Origin of the sequence: uncultured Altibacter sp., assembly GCF_963972995.1 — a bacterium.
Taxonomy (GTDB): Bacteria; Bacteroidota; Bacteroidia; order Flavobacteriales; family Flavobacteriaceae; genus Altibacter.
The window spans coordinates 14,977-32,656 of record NZ_CAXAXI010000003.1 but is presented as its reverse complement, the minus strand read 5'-3'; the positions used below and the strand labels follow the sequence as shown (position 1 = coordinate 32,656).

At 42.9% G+C, this 17,680-nt stretch carries 9 protein-coding genes and 1 pseudogene; all 10 read right to left on the bottom strand.

Annotated features, from left to right (window positions below; translation table 11 throughout):
* Position 1: 1 nt before the first annotated feature.
* Positions 2-1,333, bottom strand: a complete 1,332-nt coding sequence (locus tag AACZ11_RS01870) for a M28 family metallopeptidase (protein WP_290627547.1) — start codon at positions 1,331-1,333, stop codon at positions 2-4.
* A 43-nt stretch (positions 1,334-1,376) separates the two neighbouring features.
* Positions 1,377-2,918 carry a nuclear transport factor 2 family protein gene (locus AACZ11_RS01865; RefSeq protein ID WP_290627545.1) on the bottom strand — a complete coding sequence of 514 codons (1,542 nt, stop codon included), beginning with the start codon at positions 2,916-2,918 and terminating at the stop codon, positions 1,377-1,379.
* A 127-nt stretch (positions 2,919-3,045) separates the two neighbouring features.
* On the bottom strand, positions 3,046-4,857 hold the full coding sequence (locus AACZ11_RS01860) for an acyl-CoA dehydrogenase family protein (protein WP_290627543.1): 1,812 nt from the start codon (positions 4,855-4,857) through the stop codon (positions 3,046-3,048).
* A gap of 64 nt (positions 4,858-4,921) precedes the next feature.
* Positions 4,922-5,281 (bottom strand): four helix bundle protein, encoded by a 360-nt coding sequence (locus AACZ11_RS01855; RefSeq protein WP_290627541.1) that lies wholly within the window; start codon positions 5,279-5,281, stop codon positions 4,922-4,924.
* Positions 5,282-5,313: 32 nt separating this feature from the next.
* Positions 5,314-6,504, bottom strand: coding sequence for an acetyl-CoA C-acyltransferase (locus AACZ11_RS01850; RefSeq protein WP_290627539.1), 1,191 nt, complete (start codon positions 6,502-6,504; stop codon positions 5,314-5,316).
* Positions 6,505-6,566: 62 nt separating this feature from the next.
* Positions 6,567-8,975, bottom strand: coding sequence for a 3-hydroxyacyl-CoA dehydrogenase/enoyl-CoA hydratase family protein (locus AACZ11_RS01845; RefSeq protein ID WP_290627537.1), 2,409 nt, complete (start codon positions 8,973-8,975; stop codon positions 6,567-6,569).
* Positions 8,976-8,981: 6 nt separating this feature from the next.
* Positions 8,982-9,428: a MarR family transcriptional regulator gene (locus AACZ11_RS01840; RefSeq protein ID WP_290627535.1), complete on the bottom strand. Its 447-nt coding sequence runs from the start codon at positions 9,426-9,428 to the stop codon at positions 8,982-8,984.
* Positions 9,429-9,596: 168 nt separating this feature from the next.
* Positions 9,597-11,375: an AMP-dependent synthetase/ligase gene (locus tag AACZ11_RS01835; RefSeq protein ID WP_290627533.1), complete on the bottom strand. Its 1,779-nt coding sequence runs from the start codon at positions 11,373-11,375 to the stop codon at positions 9,597-9,599.
* Between the two features lie 110 nt (positions 11,376-11,485).
* Positions 11,486-13,885 (bottom strand): M14 family metallopeptidase, encoded by a 2,400-nt coding sequence (locus AACZ11_RS01830; protein ID WP_290627531.1) that lies wholly within the window; start codon positions 13,883-13,885, stop codon positions 11,486-11,488.
* Between the two features lie 61 nt (positions 13,886-13,946).
* Positions 13,947-17,624 (bottom strand): annotated as a pseudogene (gene purL, locus AACZ11_RS01825) (phosphoribosylformylglycinamidine synthase).
* Positions 17,625-17,680: the final 56 nt, after the last annotated feature.

Here is a 17,680-nt window from a genome sequence, read left to right as displayed (position 1 = left end):
ATTATCTGAAAATTGAATATGGAAAAACCACGACACTCTCATGACCGTTGACACCTATCGAAGCAACACCAAAAAAGAAGTTGTCGATAACAATACCATCAAGGGTAAACTCAGTTACATCGCCAACATATCTGCTGTGATCCCAAGTTGGCGAAGTAGTATCTCGCCAATAGATCTTATAACCCGTTGCACCATCAACTTTGTCCCATCTTAATTTCGCAGAAGGTTCTACAATTCCGCCTATTGCGACATTTTCGGGGGCAGGGGGTGCCCAAGCGAGGCTTGCCATGGTGATGGCATTGACAGCCGTCAATTTTTTGGCATAGTCGAAGTTGACGAATTTTAGTTTGTCTCCGTACTCTATCCCATTCTCTGTGCGGAGATCCTGATGCTGCTGGGTGTAATTCTCGTGCGCCTCCATAATTCTAACTCCGGCCCACCCTAGATCGTTAAAAGGGCGATGATGTCCCCCACGGCCAAAACGGTCCAAGCGATAGATTAGCATTGGGTTCATTTCGGGCATGTAGGTTTGGGTGGTCTTGTGAACATAGCGGGCCAGCTGTCTCGATATTCCATCTACTTCACCGCCGTAAAAACGACGTGCATTACGTTGGCGTTCTGTTTCGGTAGGAGGGACCGGCTCACTGAAGATCCTGAAATCCACATTACTAATAACACCGTCCACACCTTGTATGTTCCCGATCATGTCGTTGTTAAGAACACCTATGATTTCCCAACCTTGAGCCTTGGCATATTCGGCAAATCCCTTTCCGCCAAAAAGCCCTTGTTCTTCGCCACTTAATCCAAGATAGACAATACTACTTTCAAATTTGTACTTGGACAGTACTCTCGCTGCTTCAATGGTGCCGGCCATCCCGCTGGCATTGTCGTTGGCGCCTGGAGCATCTTTTGTATAATCACTACCATCGCTGTTTCGGGAATCGATATCACCACTCATGATGATGAATCTATTGGGATATTTAGTTCCTTTTTGCACTGCGACTACATTTACGATCCACGTATCTTTTGGGATGCGGTCATTGCCATCAGCTTTAACAAAATCCTTCTGTGTGAAGACATCTAAGCAATTATCACAATCAAAGGAAACTTTTTCGAACTCAGATTTTATCCATCTCCTCGCAGCACCAATGCCACGCGTATCACTTACCGTATCACTAAAAGTATTCCGGGTGCCAAATCCGGCGAGTTTTGTAATATCCGCTTCTATTCTTTCCGCAGAAACTGCATTGATGATTTCATAGATACGCGCATCGGTTTGTGCAAAAATTGAAACACTAAAGAGTAGAATAAGGGGTAAGAATTGATTTTTCATTTTCTGAATTTTTATTAAAAATACTAAAAGTTCTTAAGCTTTCTTATTGTACAAAAGTAACTTTCGAGATCAAACCATTTGCAACCTCATAGATTGCTACGGCTTGTATGGTACCATCATTAGCGGTTACTTTTTCTTGATCGATTACCTTGTTTCCGATCACGATTCTGTTTAGTATCTTACAATGTAAATTGGGTGTAGCTGCAAAAAAGCTGGCGTACGAATTATGCATGCCTTTTTTTCCTTCTGAAAATAGAACGGCGGGAAAATTGTAAAGTTCGACATCATCAGTATACGTATCCATAAATGCACCGATATCTCGATTATTGTACGCATCTAATTGTTCCTGTACAATAGGCACCGGATTTCCCTCAAACCCAATATCATCTATAAATGTCATGCTTTTAATCTTTCCATCGTTCACTTCATATATGGTAACCTGTTTGTATTTTTTCCCTGAAATATCAACCAGTTCCTCGTCAATTACGGTATTGCCCAAGCTAATTCTTTTTATTACCGAAACTGAAGCCTCAGGCGTCCTGTCGAAGAATGTAGCATATTCGCTGCGTAGGTTGTTTTTTCCTGTATAGAGCACCTTGTTCGGAAAGCGTCGAACAATCACATCTTCAGAAAATGTGTTCACGAATCCTTCCAGATCCCTTTTGTTAAAGGGTTCAATGTGACTTTGAACGACTGCGGCAGGAGTGATTGCCGAAGGTTCGGCGACTACGGCCAACTTTGTTCCGTCGGGGCTTATGGCCATACGCGTGATGTTTTTGATAGAAAAGGCAGAAAGATCACCCACTCGCTGCCAATCGTTATCGGAAAATGTATCGTATACGAAAAGACCTGTACCACTGCCGAGAAGCATACGGCTGGAGTCCAACCAAGTATAATCCTGAATGCCAATAGGCAACTCTGTTATAAAAAAACTTTCTTTGGTATCCATATCCAGAAGGTAGATGTCGTGATTTCCTTCATCATTGACCGCTGTATAACTGAGTGAATTTACTCCGGGAACTTTATGGATAGACCTTCCAGAATTTTGTAACAGGGTGTCGATCGTTTTCTTTTGAAGGTCAATAAGCACTAGGTCCAACCGATCCTCACTTAGTACAGAGGCTAGAAGTTCCCGTTCATCAAAAGCAGCAAAATACGCAACTTGTAGCCCTTGGAACATTTCTGTGGGGGTCGCCTTTCCTGTACTACCTTCATAACGATACAAACGCTGTAAACCATTCGTGTCCAAGCGAACCGCGGCTATAGCTCTCGTGTTTGGAATGTTTTGCGGCGAATATTCACCCCCCAGAGTAGGAGTGTTTAGCCATTCTTTTTTGGCGGAATCAAGATGATAAAGCGCAATATCTGTCTGACCCTTGTTATTGCCGGCAAAAAGGAGTTGTGTATCATTTAAGAAATACGGCTGACTATCATAGCCGGGATCCTGTGAGATATTCGTAATAGTTTCAATCTTCCAAGAAGATTGGGTATTCGGAAGTTCCATTAGAAAAATATCAGTATTCGTTTGACCCACCACCTGGATGCTATTTACTATGGCGATACCAAAAATGAAAAGTAATCTCATGTTGCATAATTTTCGATCTACAAGATAACAAAGTTTAGGCCAAATACAGGAATCAAAAAACCGCTTCATTTGAAGCGGTCTTTTTCAACTAACTAACCAATTTTCAATTTATGAAAAAATTGAAATCTTAGAACGGATATTTATTCTCCGCCGTAACTTTTTCAGCAATCATTTTGCGTAATGCTACTATATTAGGCATGTTTTGGTATTTCGTAAATCGCTTAAGACCCATGAGAAGCATCCGTTGTTCGTCTCCTTCAGCAAAGGAAATGATCGCTTCTTTCGCCTTGGTATCAATGATGTCAACGGCATGGTACAAATAAAGTTGTGCCATGGCGATCTGTTCTTTATAGGCATCTTGTCCAAAACGTTTTGCATTTTTCTCAGCGCGTAAAATTGCGCTTTCAGCCATATAGATCTCAATGAGGATATCTGCTGCTGCCAATAACATTTGCTGGTGTTCTTCCAATTCAGGGCCGTATTTTTGGACGGCGCTTCCAGCCACCATAAGAAACACTTTCTTTAGCTTGGCGATCATGGCTTTTTCTTCAGAAAGCAATTCGGAGTAATCGGGTGTTTCAAAAGATGGAATGCCCATAAGTTCTTTTCCCACTTCGGTAGCAGGACCCAGCAGGTCCACATGGCCTTTCATTGCTTTTTTAACGAGCATTCCCACGGCCAGCATTCTGTTTATCTCGTTGGTTCCTTCATAGATCCTTGCGATTCGTGCGTCACGCCAGGCAGCTTCCATAGGGGTATCGGCACTAAAGCCCATACCTCCAAAGATCTGAATACCTTCATCGGCACAATTTTGAATGTCTTCAGAAACAGCAACTTTCAGAATAGAACATTCAATGGCATACTCTTCCACACCCTTCAATTCTGCTTCTTGGTGTGTGTTTCCTTCGGCTTGTCGGATGGCGATCCGGTCTTCAATATCCTTTCCGGCACGATACGTGGCACTTTCACTTACAAACATATTGGTGGCCATTTCTGCGATCTTCAATTTAATCGCGCCAAATTTCGCAATGGGTGTATTGAATTGAACCCGTTCGTTTGCATATTTTACAGCTTCGGTAATTACGCGTCGTTGTGCGTCCAGACTTGCGGCTGCCAATTTGATTCTTCCGACGTTCAATGCATTCATAGCGATCTTAAATCCGTTCCCTCTTTCAGAAAGCATATTTTCCACAGGCACCTTTGTCTCATTAAAGAACACCTGACGGGTGGAAGATGAGTGTATTCCTAATTTCTTTTCCTCTTCACCCATAGAAATACCATTGCCGGAATCATTCTCCACAATAAAACCGGTGATGTTCTTATCGTCTTCAATGCGAGCGAAGACAATGAACAGGTCACAGAAACCCGCATTAGAGATCCACATTTTCTGACCGCTGATCTTGTAGTGAGAGCCGTCTTCAGACAAGACAGCTTTTGTTTTACCGCTATTGGCATCACTTCCTGCGCCCGGTTCGGTCAGGCAATAGGCGCCAAACCACTCTCCCGTAGCTAGTTTGGGAACATATTTCTTACGTTGTTCCTCTGTTCCATAGAGCGTAATGGGCATCGTTCCAATACCGGTATGTGCACCAAATGCCGTAGCAATAGAACCGGTAGCCCCGGAGATGTAGTCACACACCAGCATGGTGGTCACGAACCCCATTCCCAGTCCGCCGTATTCTTCAGGCACAGCTATACCTAGAAGCCCTAGTTCACCCGCTTTTTCCATGATCTCCTCGGTAAGAGCGTAATCATTATGTTCAAAACGTTCTTTGTGCGGCCATATCTCGCGATCAACAAATTCTTTGACCGAGTCACGCATCATTTTTTGTTCTTCGGAAAAATCTTCGGGAGTGAAAATTGCCTCGCATGGTGTTTCTTTCACTAAGAATTGTCCGCCGCGAAGGAGGTCATTCTCAATTTTATTTGGTTTGTTCATTTGGATTTTTTTTTGATATTTATAAAATTTTAGAAAAGGGAATAAAGAATAGAGAGAAGAGATGTTAACCCTTCAATCCGTTCTGAAATCCCATCGTCATTCGTTGCCAATCGGCTATTTTATTCTCTAATGCTTTTAAAGTATCTTCATCAATATATTTTCTATGTTTGGCAACCAACAATTGTGTTTCAAGTTCATAAGATGAACCAATGGAATAATCTAAAAAAGCCTTGAATGCCTTGTCAGTTCTCCCCGAACCTTCTGCAATGTTGCTTGCCATTGAAACTGAACAACTGCTCATTTGTGAACTTAAATCGTAACGTTCATGTTTTGGAAAAGTCATAAGTATATCTGAAATATCGTTCGCAAACTCCAAACCCAATTGCCAAATTTTTAAATTCTTATAATTGTGCCTTTTCCTCATTCTCTGTATTCTCTCTTCTGTATTCCCTCTTCTTATTTTAAAAACTCATAAATACCCGCTGCACCTTGTCCGGTTCCAACGCACATGGTAACCATGCCGTATTTACCTTTCATGCTGCGCTTTCGCATCTCGTCGAACAACTGCACCGAAAGTTTTGCACCTGTACAACCCAAGGGGTGGCCAAGTGCAATTGCGCCTCCGTTGACATTAACGATCTCTTTGTTAAGGTCCAGCTCTCTAATAACAGCAAGGGATTGGGAAGCAAAGGCTTCATTTAGTTCAATTAATTCCATATCCTTTTGTTGTAAACCGGCTTGCTTTAAGGCTTTTGGAATCGCTTTCACAGGACCAATACCCATAATGCGAGGTTCCACACCGGCAGCGGCGAAGTTTACGAGGCGTGCAATAGGTTCTAGATTAAGTTCTTTGACCATCTCTTCACTCATGACCATCACAAAAGCAGCACCGTCACTCATTTGCGAGGAGTTCCCTGCGGTTACACTTCCTCCTTCAGCAAAGACAGGACGCAATTTCGCAAGTACTTCCAGGGATGTATCAGCTCGGGGTCCTTCGTCTTTCGCAACGGTATAGGAGGTGGTTTCCTTCTTCCCGGCATCGTTCACAAACGTATGTTCCACCTTGATAGGAACGATCTGGTCATCAAATTTACCTTCCTTCTGAGCTTTGAGTGCTTTTTGGTGCGATTGATATGCAAATTGGTCCTGATCTTCACGGGAAACATTAAATTGCTTGGCAACTGCTTCCGCAGTAAGTCCCATTCCCCAATAGTAATCCTCATTGCCTGATTTTGCCACATCATAATCTGGTGTAGGTTTATAACCACCCATGGGGATATAGCTCATGCTTTCGGCGCCCCCGGCAATAATACATTGGGCCATCCCACTTTGAATTTTTGCTGTAGCCATGGCAATGGTTTCAATTCCTGAAGCGCAATACCTGTTCACGGTAACGCCCGGCACATCTTCTATTTTCAATCCCATAAGGGATATAAGACGCGCCATATTAAGTCCTTGCTCGGCTTCCGGCATTGCATTACCTACCATGACATCGTCTATTCTGGTCTTTTCCAATTGCGGAAGTTCCTTCATGATGTACTCGATAGTCTCTGCTGCCAGTTCATCAGGTCGCTTGAAACGAAATAATCCTCGTGGAGCCTTTCCGACGGCCGTTCTATATGCTTTTACTATATATGCTGTTTTCATTTTTTAGAGTTTGTTTTTTAATGTCGGATCCTTTGAATCCTGAAAATTGAGAATCTAAGTATCTAATTTCTTAAAGGCTTTCCTTTTTGTATCATATGCTGTAAACGCTCTAAGGTCTTACGTTCTCCGGCCAAGGACAAGAACGCTTCACGCTCTAGATCAAGCAAGTATTGTTCGCTTACCATGGTAGGTTCAGAAAGATCCCCACCCGCCATTACGTACGCTAATTTATTGGCGATCTTCTTATCGTGCTCACTTATGTAATTACCTGCTTCCATAGAATCGGTGCCAACCAAAAACATTCCAAGGGCTTGTTTACCTAACACTTTTACATCCTTGCGCTTCACCGGTTTGGTATATCCTTGATCTGCCATCATTCTCGCTACTGCTTTTGCTTCAGCGATCTGTCTGTCTTTATTGACGATCACAATATCTTTTCCTTTCTGAAGGATACCAGTATCAAATGCCTCGTACGCCGAAGTCGAGACTTTTGCCATTCCTATGGTAAGGAAATACTCCTGAAGCCTGTTTAGCTCTACGTCGTTCTTCTGAAACGTATCACTTGCTCGAAGCGCCATTTCTTTCGATCCGCCTCCGCCCGGAATCACACCCACTCCAAATTCTACAAGTCCTATGTAGCTCTCGGCAGCTGCTACAACACGATCGGCGTGAAGGGTCATTTCACAGCCTCCGCCCAAGGTCATGCCGTGAGGTGCAACCACAGTTGGAATAGAAGAGTAGCGCAAGCGCATGCAACTGTCTTGAAAATATTTAACTGCTGCATTCAATTCGTCATATTCTTGCTCGACAGCCATCATAAAGATCATCCCGATATTGGCTCCCACAGAGAAATTGGTCCCTTGATTTCCAACCACAAGACCATCGAAATCCTGCTCGGCAATATCTATGGCTTTATTCAGCCCTGCCAGCACATCACCTCCAATGCTGTTCATCTTGCTTTGGAACTCAACATTCAAGATCCCATCTCCCAAGTCTTCTACAATAACGCCGCTGTTTTTAAAGACTTCAGACGATTTTCGGATGTTGTCCAAAATGATAAAAGCATCTTGACCGGGAACCTTAACATGTTTCTTTTTGGGAATATCGTAATAGTAGGATGCTCCGTCTTTTAAAGTGTAGAACGAATCGACACCCGCGTCGAGCATTTCATGCACCCATGACGCCGGTTCTTTACCTACTGCTTTTATAAGTTCAATCCCTTTTTTGACCCCTACGGCGTCCCAAATCTCAAACGGTCCATTCTCCCATCCAAATCCGGCTTTCATAGCATCGTCAATCTTGTAGAGTTCATCGGTGATCTCGGGAATTCGTTTAGATACGTAAGCAAACATCCCACCAAAGTTTTTGCGGTAGAATTCACCGGCTTTGTCCTTTCCATCGATGAGGATGGGAAAACGATCGACCACTTTATCGACAGACTTAGTTTGCTCGAGGGTGGAGAAGGAGGCTTTTTTCGCAGAGCGGTATTCCATGGTTTCGAGATCCATACCAAGAATCTCACTACTTCCATCGTCTTTCTTCACTTTTTTATAAAAACCTTGCCCTGTCTTGCTTCCCAGCCAGTTGTTATCCATCATGGTATTGATGAAATTGGGCAGTTCAAAAACATCGTGTTCTTCATCATCGGGAACATTTTCGTAAATACCGTTGGCAACATGCACCAAAGTGTCTAATCCTACTACATCCACTGTTCGGAAGGTAGCCGATTTAGGCCTCCCGATAACGGGTCCGGTCAACTTGTCTACTTCTTCTATGGTTAGTCCCATTTCCTTTACCAAATGAAACAGACTTTGTATTCCGAAGATTCCAATACGGTTCCCAATAAAAGCCGGAGTGTCCTTAGCAATTACAGTGGTCTTTCCGAGGAACTTCTCACCGTATCCGTTGAGGAAATCAAGAACATCGTTGGATGTTTTAGGACCGGGAATGATCTCAAAGAGTTTTAGGTATCGCGGCGGATTGAAGAAATGGGTGCCGCAAAAGTGTTTCTGGAAATCCTCGCTGCGTCCTTCGCTCATAAATGCGATAGGAATCCCTGAGGTGTTCGATGTGATCAATGTGCCGGGAGTTCTGTGCTTTTCCAGCTTTTCGAACACTTGTTTTTTGATATCCAATCGTTCGACCACCACTTCAATGATCCAGTCGGCATCTTTTACCTTCGCTATATCGTCTTCCAGATTTCCGGTCGTGATACGATTGGCAAAATCCTTGTGATATAACGGTGCGGGTTTCGATTTTATGGCAGAAGTCAAAGCTTCGTTGACCAATCTGTTTCGAACCGCATTGTCTTCTAACGTAAGTCCTTTTGCTTTTTCCTTATCGGTCAGTTCGCGCGGGATGATATCGAGCAAAAGCACTTCAACTCCAATATTTGCAAAATGACAAGCTATACCGCTTCCCATAATTCCGGAACCGATTACAGCTACTTTGTTAATTCTTCTTTTTGACATGATATGCTAAATTTTTTCAGTAGAATAAATCTTTTTATTGTTTATGAGTTCCACGATAGTGTGTGCTACATTCTTAAACGTTTGCAGGTCTTCTTCGGAAACAGATTCTTTAATGGCTTCGTCAAACCGGAACACCACACTTTTAGAGAATTCACGCATTTCTTTTCCGAAAGGCGTAAGGTGAACAATAACACCTCTTCCGTCTAACGGATTGGGTTTTCTAACAATGAGCCCTTTCTCTTCCATGACCTTTAAGGTACGGGACAAACTGGTGGATTCCATCCCCATTTTTGGTCCTAAAGCTGTTGAAGCCGTACCTTCTTCAGGATCGATGCTAATTAGCGCGAAGCCTGTAGCCATGGTACTCCCTTTTTTGCCCGCCTCTTCATTATACATCTTCTGAATGGTCATCCATGTGGATCGAAGTACATAATCAATGGTCTTTTCCTTCATACAAAACAATTGAATCTCAAATATACAAAATATTGTTATGCATGCATAACAAATAAGCAAAAATTTTAGTTTGTAGGAAAAATATTATAATTAGTAAAACACCGGCGCATCCAATTAAAAGAAAAGAGCCTTTGGTTGAAGGCTCTTTTTATCTATTTCTTTTAGTCTCTACTCCTGTTCATAGATCTTTTTGTACAGATCCATGTATTTCTCTTTAATCACTTTCCTTTTCATTTTCATAGTAGGGGTAAGGTGACCATCTTCAATACTCCATACATCTGGAGTAAGTTCGAATTTCTTTATCTTTTCCCACTTTCCGAAGCGTTCATTATAGAAATCGACTTCTCTTTGAATTCGTGCAATAAGCGTTTCGTCATGGACCAATTCTTTTGGGTCTGTGGAAAGGTTCTTGCCTTTGCGTTTGTTCCAATCGGCAACAAACTCCCAATTGGGTTGGATGAGCGCCGCGGGCATTCTTTCGCCTTCTCCAATGACCATGATCTGATCGATGAATCTGGATTGTTTCATGGCATTTTCGATAAGTTGTGGTGCCACATATTTGCCACCGCTGGTCTTGAACATTTCCTTTTTTCGGTCGGTGATTTTTAAGAAACCATCACTGTCGATCTCTCCGATATCTCCTGTATGAAAATAACCGTCTTTAAGCACCTGTGCCGTTTGTTCGGGATCTTTGTAATAACCCATCATGACCTGTGGTCCTTTGGCAAGGATCTCACCATCGTCTGCAATTTTGATTTCGGTGTCTGCGAGCGGTTTTCCAACGGTTCCAATCCTAAAACCACCGTTACGCATATCATTTACGGTCAATACAGGGCTGGTTTCTGTAAGCCCATATCCTTCCATAACCGGAATGCCGGCAGCATTGAATACACGGGCCAAACGGGGTTGTAGTGCAGCACTACCCGATGCAATCGCTTCTAAATTACCTCCCAGTGCCTCCTGCCATTTGCTAAAGATTAATTTGCGTGCCACTTTTAATTTGGTTTCATACCACCAGCCGTTCTTTCCGTAGGGTTCCCATTGAAGACCTAATTCCACTGCCCAGAAGAATAAATTTTTCTTAACGCCTGTCAAGTCAGATCCTTTCGCGATGATCTTATCGTATACTTTTTCCAGCAGTCGAGGAACCGCGGTCATTACATGAGGTTTAATCTCCTTTAAATTGTCACTTATGGTTTCAAGACTTTCGGCAAAATGAATGCTCACGCCACAGTATTGGTACATATACAGTAACATGCGCTCATAAATATGGCAAACCGGCAGGAAACTGAGCGCTTTCGATTTTCCGAATTCTATAGGTAATCGTTTTTCGCTATTCTTGGCGTTGCTCGAAATATTCTTATGTGAGAGCATGACCCCTTTGGGGCGTCCCGTCGTTCCGGAGGTGTAAATAAGGGTGGCCAGATCATCTTCTTTGATAGCTTCCATTCTGGAATCGAGTTCACTCTGGTTTGAGGTATCTTCTCCCAAGGAAAGGACTTCGCTCCAATTAGGGCAGTTGTCAAGTTCATCGAAACTGTACACTCCCTTCAGGGAAGGGACATTGTCTTTTATATTAGCGATCTTCGCATATACTTCAGCGCAGGAAACAAAGCAGTATACCGATTCGCTGTGGTTCAATACGTACTCGTAGTCATCTTCACTTACTGTTGGATAAATAGGCACATCTTGAGCACCCGTTTGCAGGATACCAATATCACAAATATTCCATTCGGTACGATTGGTCATGGAAATGAGAGCCACCTTGTCGTTAGGTTGTACTCCCAATCGCATAAGACCACGGCTTATCGCTTGTGCTTTATTTATATATTCTTGTGTAGACGTAGCTACCCACGTTCCGTTTACTTTACTAACAAGGGCTGCTTCCTGAGGATATTTCTCTAACTGATAATAGGGGAAGTCAAATAGGCGTTTTGGATCTGTCATGGTTGATACAATTGTGAAATTGCAAATTAGGAAAAATTATTCAGTTTTTCTGAAATAAAAAAACCACGGCGATGGCCGTGGTTCAAAACTATGTATTTAAGAAACCTACACTATTCTTTTATAATTTTCAGTGTATGCGTTCCTGTTTCCGAAGTAATTTTCATTACATAGATACCTGAAGCTAAATACCCGTAATTAATGCTTTGTGACCCCGAAAGTATCTCTGATTGTAACACTTGTTGCCCTTGAATGGAGAATACGGATACATTGTAATTAACCGTATTGGTGGTGATATGCAGTATGTCTTGAACAGGGTTAGGATAGATCTTAAAGTCCTCTTCTGAAAGGTTAGGAAGTCCTAAAACACCTTCTTCTACGATGTTGATGGTTAAATCATCAAAATAAAAACCGTCCTGTTGTAAACCATTGTCTGATCGGAATTGAAAACGAACTAAAATGGTTTCTCCCAAATAATCACTTAAATTGATCTCCTCTTGAACCCATTCGGGTTGAGCGCCATCGTACAGAGGCTCATCGGTAGGTTGTGCACTATTCGTACTTCCCGGATTCGTAAAATTCCCGCACTGAGGGATCCAAGTGCCTCCATTGTTAGTGGATACTTCAAATTGAACATAGTCGTAATCGTTTTCAATCTCCCAAGTGGCAAAGAAGGTAGCGGTTGCCCCAATTGCAGTGGTAAGATCAATTGGTTCGCTTAGGGTAATGGTTTTATTGGCATTCGCCGAATAATTTCCGGATGGGGAGTCGGTAATAGAGCTCGAAGGAGATACAAATTTTGCTGAGGTGGTACCCCATCCGTTATTTGTAAAATTTTCTGTGACACTGTCGCCTGAGTCTTGAAAGACCGCCAGGGTACTGCCGGCAATTTTTGTGACTAACACGGGAGTGTCAAAGCTTCCATTGTTTATAATGAGTTCATACAAGATCTCATCACCTGCTTGTGTGGTATTTGCCAAGGTATACGAAATGCTCCCGGTTTCTTCCTGTAGCACATCCATTGCAGTAAAATTCACAGGATCGCCGTTGGCAATAATATTTGAAGAAATGGGGTTGAGGCGAACAGCGAATGTACCTGATCCTGCAACACCTAATCGTTTAATAGAAAAATTCGCATCTGCACTTACATCGGCACCCGTGAATAAAGGCGCTGTATCTTTTATAGTGGCATAATTGTTTACCATTTTGGCAGCAGTGATATTATGATACATCATGCCTTTGCTAATAGTTTCAATCTGATTGGAAGGAGGCCAGAACTCAGGACCGATTTCCGGTGTAAAAGCATAGATCTTATTGTGGGTACCCACGGTACCGTACATGAAGTCATCACTCACACCGGAAGCAGGATAAAGCTCGGAGGATAGGATGTTATTAAAACCGTTTTGTGATACTAATTCTTCAGAAATTCCTACAAACAAAGCATTTTCGGGAGTAGGAGCATTTGCTGTATAGCCATAAGGATACAATAATAAGTCACCGGAAGTGTGATTGTTGAAGGCCATCACAAAATCATGATTTTCCACAAACCATTTCATTGCTTGTGTTTCTACTTCAGAAAAGGGGGAGGGTCCGTGATAGGTTTGGCTGGTGGGATTAGACGAAGCACCTTCGCCACCCCAAATACCGTTATTTGGATCTCCGTTTATATAGTAGTCGTAGTTTCGGTTGAGGTCTGTACCTGTGCCGTTTTTTCTATTCTTTCGCCATAATCCGCCTCCGTTGGGATTGGTCTTTTCGTTGTAAAGGTATCCGTCGGGATTTATTACAGGGACAAAATAGAGTTCGGTATTGTTTAAGATACTCTGTACTTCAGGATCCGTATCATAATTTTCTAATAAATACCACATAAAGAAGACCAATTGTGAAAGTGAAGCAGGTTCTCTGGCATGATGAATTGCCGTGTATAATATTTGGGGTTCTCCTTCGGAAGTGCTGTCCGGGTTGTCACTAATTTTAACCCACTTGATACCGTTTCCTCCAATGGGTGGCGTCGTAGAGGCATCGGGTTGCCCCTCGGTAAGGAAATTACTAATATTGGCCTTCGTCGTAATTAAATCTGGATACAGATTTTTCATGGCATCCAATTGGTCCAACAGCTCCTGATAAGTTAAATACCCTCCCATACTGCCCAATTCAAAGTTTGCCGGGGTTGCATAATCGATCGTTCCGTTCCCTTCGCAGCCAGGGTTCTTTTGAGGAGCTTCGGTATTGTTATTTCGTTGCAAAAAATAATCCGCTATATCTTCAATGAGGACATCGACGGTAAATCCGGCATTGCGCGCTACTGCCAGTTCGGTACGCGAGAAATCTGAAATAATATAGAACCCCTTTTTGTGAGTTCCATGATCTATGGGTATGCCAAGCGAATTCAAACGGGCAAGATCTTCTTGAGCGGTATAGTTTATTTGAGCTCGTTGATAAATCTCCTGAAATTCTTGGGCTAAAGACGGAATGCTGAATGCCAGAAAAAGTATTATTGCGAATTTTTTCATTGTTTTTTCTTTTAATAGGTAAGTTAGTCTTTTAAAATCAATTTCACTTACCATGTTATTTTTACTTACGCTCTAACCATTTTCGTGCATTGACAAATGCCTCTATCCAAGGTGAAACTTCATCGTTTCTGTCTTTGGGGTAATAGGGCCAATTCCACGGGAATGTGGAACGCTCTAAATGAGGCATCATTACCAAGTGTCTGCCGGTGACGTCTGTCATCATTGCCGTATTGTAATCACTTCCATTCGGATTGGCAGGTAAGCCTTCATAGCCGTATTTGGCAACGATATTGTACTGTGATTCTTCCTTCGGAAAGCTGAACTTTCCTTCACCATGCGCTGCCCAGATTCCCAGCGTGCTTCCTTCCAGCGAAGAGAGCATGACCGAATTGTTCTTCTGAATGGTCACCGATGTAAAATGACACTCGAATTTTCCTGTGTCATTGTGCAACATCTTCGGTTTTTCTGTATCATTTGGTGTGAGAAGTCCTAGTTCTATGAACAATTGACACCCGTTACAAACGCCTAGTGATAGTGTATCGTCTTTCGCAAAGAAATCCTTTAAGGCCTTATTTGCTTTTTCATTGTATAAGAAGGCGCCGGCCCATCCCTTGGCACTTCCAAGAACATCACTGTTTGAGAATCCGCCTACTGCTGCAATAAAACGAATGTCCTCTAAAGTTTCTCGTCCTTCAATAAGGTCGGTCATGTGAACGTCCTTGACGTCAAATCCGGCTAAATAGAGTGCATTGGCCATCTCCCGCTCACTGTTACTTCCCTTTTCACGAATCACAGCAGCCTTTAGTCTAGGCTTGTCGACTGCTGCTCCTATATTCGCAGTCGATAACTTGCCTGTAAATGTATTTGGGAACTTGAATTGTAACGGCTGATTCTTATAATTGTCGAAACGCTCTTTCGCAAGTTGTGCTCCACTTTGTCGTTTGTCCAGCAAATAGGAGGTGCGGTACCATTGGTCACGTGTTTCAGGAATTCTGAAATGTAATTCTTTTTGTGGGTGCTTCAGCTGAAGGACCTCAGCTTCAGTAACGATTCCTATCTTAACGCAATCGATCTTATTTTCTGAAAGAACTCTTTCAAATGCTTCATCTTCCGAAGCTTGGATCACTACGCCACAATTTTCAGCAAACAAAATTTTAATTAGATCGTCTTCTCCCATGCCCGAAAGATCGAGATTCGCGCCAAGATCGCGATCTGCAAAACATATTTCCAATAAGGTTGTGATCAACCCACCCGAAGCAACATCATGTCCGGCTAGGATTTGATCATCCATGATTAAATGTTGTAATGTGTTGAATACATGTTTAACATATGCAGCATTTTTAACTGTTGGTACTTCAGATCCAACAGCATTCAGGATTTGCCCAAAGGAAGAGCCGCCCAGCTTAAAGCTGTCTTGTGAGATATTGATATAGTAAATGCTACCGCCGTTTTTTTGCAGGACCGGTTCAACGACCTTCTTAATGTCTTTACAATGTCCTGCCGCCGAAATGATCACAGTACCCGGAGCGATGACTTCTTCATTCTTGTATTTTTGTTTCATGGACAAAGAGTCCTTACCGGTGGGCACATTGATTCCAAGATCGATAGCAAAATCACTCACGCCTTGTACTGCCTCATATAATCTGGCATCTTCACCAGGATTGTTACAAGGCCACATCCAGTTGGCAGATAAAGAAACACTTTTTAACCCCTTTTCCAAAGGAGCCCAAACAATGTTTGTAAGTGCTTCGGTAATGGAATTTCTCGATCCTGCTACCGGATCTACCAAACCGCTAATGGGGGAGTGCCCAATAGAAGTGGCAACGCCTTCTTTACCATTGTAATCCAACGCCATTACACCGCAATTGTTCAATGGAAGTTGTAAGGACCCGGCACATTGTTGTTTCGCAACACGTCCGGTCACACAACGATCCACCTTATTCGTAAGCCAATCTTTACAGGCTACAGCTTCCAACTGCAATACTTGATGTACATAGTTTTCTATATTTTCCAGATCGTACGAAGGATCATTGTAGGTCCGTTGAATACGAGTGTCCTTTAAGACGGTTTTAGGAGAACTTCCAAACATATCGGTAAGTTCAAAATCCATAGGTTTGGCACCGCTGCTCGCACTTTCAAAAGTAAATCTGTGATCGCCTGTAACTTCACCCACTTGATACATGGGAGCACGTTCTCGTGCGGCCACTCGTTGCAATGTTTCAATATATTCTTTACCAATAACAAGACCCATACGCTCTTGCGATTCATTGCCTATGATTTCTTTTGCTGACAGCGTTGGGTCACCAACGGGCAATTTGTCAAGATCTATCTTACCACCGGTTTCCTCTACGAGTTCACTTTAACAGTTAAGGTGTCCTCCCGCACCGTGATCGTGGATGGAGACAATCGGATTCTTTTCGCTTTCCACCATGCCCCGAATGGCATTGGCAGCACGTTTTTGCATTTCAGGATTGGACCGTTGGATCGCATTGAGTTCGATACCGCTTGAAAATTCACCGGTATCTGCCGAAGAAACAGCCGCACCGCCCATCCCTATCCGGTAGTTCTCGCCTCCGAGGATCACAACTTGATCTCCTGTCTTAGGCGTTTCTTTAATCGCTTGGTCTGCTTTTCCGTAGCCTATACCGCCGGCCATCATGATCACTTTATCGAAACCGAGAATGCGGGCATCTTCTTTGTGTTCGAATGTGAGTACAGATCCTGCAATAAGCGGTTGTCCAAATTTATTTCCGAAATCGGAAGCACCGTTGCTCGCCTTAATTAAGATGTCTAAAGGAGTTTGGTACAACCAATCACGTTCTTGAACCGCATTTTCCCACGGACGATTTGCTTCGAGGCGAGAATATGAGGTCATATACACAGCGGTTCCTGCCAAGGGTAGGGACCCTTTTCCTCCTGCCAATCGGTCACGGATCTCTCCGCCACTTCCGGTTGCGGCACCATTGAAGGGCTCGACGGTTGTTGGAAAATTATGGGTCTCGGCCTTTAAGGAGATGACACTGTCGAACTCGGTATGTTGGTAATAATCCGGCGTATCGGCACTCTTAGGGGCAAATTGGGTTGCTTTCGGGCCCTTAATAAAGGCTACGTTGTCCTTATACGCAGAAACGATATCGTTGGGATGTTCCTGAGACGTTTTTTTTATAAGTTTGAAAAGAGAAGAAGGCATTTCTTGGCCATCGATCTCGAAGGTGCCGTTAAATATCTTATGACGGCAATGCTCGCTGTTCACTTGGCTGAAGCCAAATACTTCGCTATCGGTAAGTTTGCGGTTCAGTTTTTCTGAAAGCGCTTCCAAATACTCAATTTCTTCAGCATTTAAAGCCAAGCCTTCTTGCACATTATACGCAGCGATATCATCGATCTCTTTAATGGGTTCGGGTTGGATCTTAATTGTAAAAAGATCCTGATCCAAAACACTGAATTTTTGAGAAAGCATGGGATCGAAGTTGGTGAAGTCTTCACTCACCTGTGTGAACTCCTCAATTCGAACGATTCCTGAGATACCCATATTTTGAGTGATCTCTACGGCATTTGTGCTCCAAGGTGTCACCATGCTGGTTCGTGGTCCAATAAAAAAATCCGCAACAACGGATTCCTCTAATTTAGGCTGGTTGCCAAAAAGCCATTCCAATTTTTGAATGGAAGAAGGAGTAAGTTGGGCGGTAGATTGGACAGCAAAAAGTGTTTTTTTTACATTCCCAAAAAAGTGGATCATCCAGAGAGTATTTAAATGAATTTTAAAAGTCGTATTGCCTTATTTAGCAAAATGCA

Coding starts and splice junctions, on each gene's coding strand:
- AACZ11_RS01870 (WP_290627547.1), bottom strand. CDS start 1,333: ATGAAAAATCAATTCTTACCCCTTATTCTACTCTTTAGTGTTTCAATT.
- AACZ11_RS01865 (WP_290627545.1), bottom strand. CDS start 2,918: ATGAGATTACTTTTCATTTTTGGTATCGCCATAGTAAATAGCATCCAG.
- AACZ11_RS01860 (WP_290627543.1), bottom strand. CDS start 4,857: ATGAACAAACCAAATAAAATTGAGAATGACCTCCTTCGCGGCGGACAA.
- AACZ11_RS01855 (WP_290627541.1), bottom strand. CDS start 5,281: ATGAGGAAAAGGCACAATTATAAGAATTTAAAAATTTGGCAATTGGGT.
- AACZ11_RS01850 (WP_290627539.1), bottom strand. CDS start 6,504: ATGAAAACAGCATATATAGTAAAAGCATATAGAACGGCCGTCGGAAAG.
- AACZ11_RS01845 (WP_290627537.1), bottom strand. CDS start 8,975: ATGTCAAAAAGAAGAATTAACAAAGTAGCTGTAATCGGTTCCGGAATT.
- AACZ11_RS01840 (WP_290627535.1), bottom strand. CDS start 9,428: ATGAAGGAAAAGACCATTGATTATGTACTTCGATCCACATGGATGACC.
- AACZ11_RS01835 (WP_290627533.1), bottom strand. CDS start 11,375: ATGACAGATCCAAAACGCCTATTTGACTTCCCCTATTATCAGTTAGAG.
- AACZ11_RS01830 (WP_290627531.1), bottom strand. CDS start 13,885: ATGAAAAAATTCGCAATAATACTTTTTCTGGCATTCAGCATTCCGTCT.